This is a genomic window from Cyanobacteriota bacterium (assembly GCA_025054735.1).
Classification (GTDB): Bacteria; Cyanobacteriota; Cyanobacteriia; order SKYG9; family SKYG9; genus SKYG9.
In genome coordinates, this window is sequence record JANWZG010000450.1 from 1 (window position 1) to 2,897 (window position 2,897).

At 48.7% G+C, this 2,897-nt stretch carries 3 protein-coding genes; 2 read left to right on the forward strand and 1 reads right to left on the reverse strand.

Translation table 11 applies throughout. The features are described 5' to 3' along the window. Positions 1-1,083: histidine kinase (locus NZ772_16625; GenBank protein MCS6815180.1), on the reverse strand; the 1,083-nt coding region annotated here is incomplete at its 3' end. An 812-nt stretch (positions 1,084-1,895) separates the two neighbouring features. Here NZ772_16625 and NZ772_16630 point away from each other — a divergent pair. Both NZ772_16630 and NZ772_16635 read left to right on the forward strand, forming a co-directional pair. Further along, the gene (locus NZ772_16630; GenBank protein ID MCS6815181.1) at positions 1,896-2,486 is read left to right on the forward strand and encodes a chromophore lyase CpcT/CpeT; all 591 of its coding nucleotides are present in this window, start codon (positions 1,896-1,898) and stop codon (positions 2,484-2,486) included. A 77-nt stretch (positions 2,487-2,563) separates the two neighbouring features. Further along, positions 2,564-2,897: NAD-dependent epimerase/dehydratase family protein (locus tag NZ772_16635; GenBank protein MCS6815182.1), on the forward strand; the 334-nt coding region annotated here is incomplete at its 3' end.

Below are 2,897 nucleotides of genomic sequence, written 5' to 3' on the forward strand. Positions count from 1 at the left end.
CTGAGCACGGGCTTCCTGTTCCCGCTCAAGTGTTGCTTGAAGCACACTTTCAACAGTCATGCGTTCTTGAATTTCTTGGGCTAGCTGCGCATTAGCTTGTACTAGGTCAGCCGTGCGCTCTTGGACACGCTGTTCCAGTTCCTCAACCGCAGAGCGAATTATCTGTTCTGCACGCAGACGTTGTAACTCAGTCGCTGCCCTAGCGGCAAAGAGAGCTATAACGGTTTGAGCAACTTCTGGATTGTCTAAGGGACGATCGTGAATTACTGACAACACCCCTAACACTTGTCCCTGTCCATCCAGCAGCGGCACACCTAGGTAAGATTCTGCCTTCAGACTAGCTAAGCCTTCAGCCTGGGGAAACATGGCCTGCACCTGCTCTGGGTAATAGCGTGCTCCAGCCGTATTCACGACAGCTTCACAAGCACTTCCTGCTAAGGGGTAACAGACTAACTGGCCAAGCTGACCATCAACCCATGCTGCCAGTAACTGCATGTGGGGTGGTTGGATGTTAATTACCTCAGAAACCAGCACGTGGCGTACATTGAGGGATGCTGCCAGATTTTGCGCCAAGGCAGGAAAGAAATTGGCCCCTGTGGTGGAAGCAGTGCCCGATAAAATGCCCTGCAAAATTTGCTCTGCCCGTTGCCGATCGACAATTTCTTGCTGTAGCGCCCGGTTCATCTCCTCTAGTTCCTGGGGAGAGCGTAGTGCCAGGAATTGGGGCAGCAACTCCACAAGCTGTAATGCAGTGTAGCAAGACACTAGTGCTGTCAGGGCCTGTTCCACCCCTGAAACCCAATAGGCCGGATGCCACAGCGTCCAAACCTCCAGCAGGTGGCCCAATCCACAAAGGCTAATAAAGGCCCCAAACAGCAAAAACACCCTAGAAAAGGGAATCCCTTGACGCTGACGCACAAAGTAAACTAGCATCGCAGGAATAGAGAAGTAGGCGATCGCAATCAGCACATCACTGATTACATGTAAGCTAACTAGGGGTGTTTGCCATAGATAGCAGTGCCCATGAGGCATGTAGCTGTCAGGTGAAAGCAGAGTCTTTAAAGGCAGCCACGTAGGGTTCATGTCTGATAAGAGATATAGAGTGGACATGCTATGTAAACAAGCTATACATCACACGACCAGCAGAGCTTCATCACACGACCAGCAGAGCTTCATTTGATTTTTAATCTATATAAAGAATCGTAACAAAATGACTGGACTTCTAGCTTACAAGGGCTTGCAATCCGGCGACCATTGTGCAGACTACACGCTATGAGTCTATTTGTAACTGTATCGTAATTACTCTGAGGCAATTATCAAGATTAGGTAATGATTTCTGTTTCATAGCTGCAACGATGTTAACTTGATAGCAGTGCTAAGAGTCACGAATGCCTGCCTAGGTGAGTCTATGTACTTTCTTAGCAGGCTAAGGGGGGTATCAACTGACTCTAGAAAAACACAATGAGATACAACCGGTTGAGATGCCCATGTCTCAGTATTATCAGCAATCAGAGAGTAGCCCTACAAACAAGCTCTGCTGAGTTAGAGGAATACTTTACTTAAGATTCCACTACCTCTGGGATGGTAACTCTACCTATAGGGGGCTTTACACCACCTTCAACAATAGGCGTGCGATCGAAAAACTATGTTATAGGCGCATATCACTTTTGCCCTCAATCTACGTCCCTCTTCCAAGTCAGAAGAGAGACTGTAAGGTAGCTTGGCTCTCCTTCTTCTAACTTGGGCGCAGAGGCTGGGGTGATGAGGGCCTGCACAGGTGACACGCTCTCCTAATCACTATCCACCCACAATTTTTGAGTCATCGGCAAGCTAAGAACCCTCCAGTCTTAAAATTAGAGCTAGTAGTTCTAGCAATTCACTACACAGCATTAGTTATGACCCATGCCACTGATATGCTCAGCCTTGCCCGTTGGATGGCAGCCGACTTTAGCAACCAAGCTCAAGCTTTTGACAACCCACCCCTGTTTGCCCACATTCGGGTTTGCATGAGACCGTTGCCCGTGCAACTGCTGTCAGGAATCAGTTTCATTGTGGAACAAGCCTACGATTTCATGTTGAATAATCCCTATCGAATCCGGGTGCTGAAACTGGTGGAAACCAATGGTCGGCTAGAAATTGAAAATTACATGATTCACGGTGAAGAGGCATTCTATGGTGCCTCACGTGACTTGCCTCGCCTCTACAACTTGCAGGCTAGCCAACTAGAAAAATTACCTGGCTGCAACATGCGAGTTGAGTGGACAGGACATTCCTTCCGAGGTGAGGTGGAACCAGGTAAGGCTTGCATAGTGGTGCGCAAGGGCAAAACGACCTACCTAGATAGCACCTTTGAAATCGACGGCGATCGCTTCATTAGCTACGATCGGGGCCGCGACCCAGAAACCGATGAGCACGTCTGGGGGTCGCTGGCGGGGCCATTTGAGTTTGTACGTTGGACTAGCTTTGCCCATGAAGTAACGCTGTGACCCTAGTTTAAAACCAGATTAGTCACTGGGTACACAAACCTGATAGAGTGAGCCATTATGAGCAAGTTGGAATTGAGATGAAGGTCTTAGTTATTGGTGGCGACGGGTATTGTGGTTGGGCTACAGCACTGCATTTGTCCAATCGAGGTTATGAGGTTGGCATCCTAGATAGCTTGGTGCGCCGACATTGGGATTTAGAGCTATGCATCGAGACATTGACACCAATCGCGCCCATTCAGCAGCGGTTGCAACGGTGGAAAGCTCTGACCGGCAAGACAATTGATCTGTTCATTGGCGATATTACCAATTACGATTTTCTCATCAAGTCCCTGCGTAGATTTGAACCCGATGCGATCGTCCATTTTGGCGAACAGCGTTCTGCCCCTTTCTCCATGATCGATCGTGAACATG

Excerpts from the sequence above, each read along its gene's own strand:
- NZ772_16630 (MCS6815181.1), top strand. The coding sequence starts at position 1,896 with ATGACCCATGCCACTGATATGCTCAGCCTTGCCCGTTGGATGGCAGCC.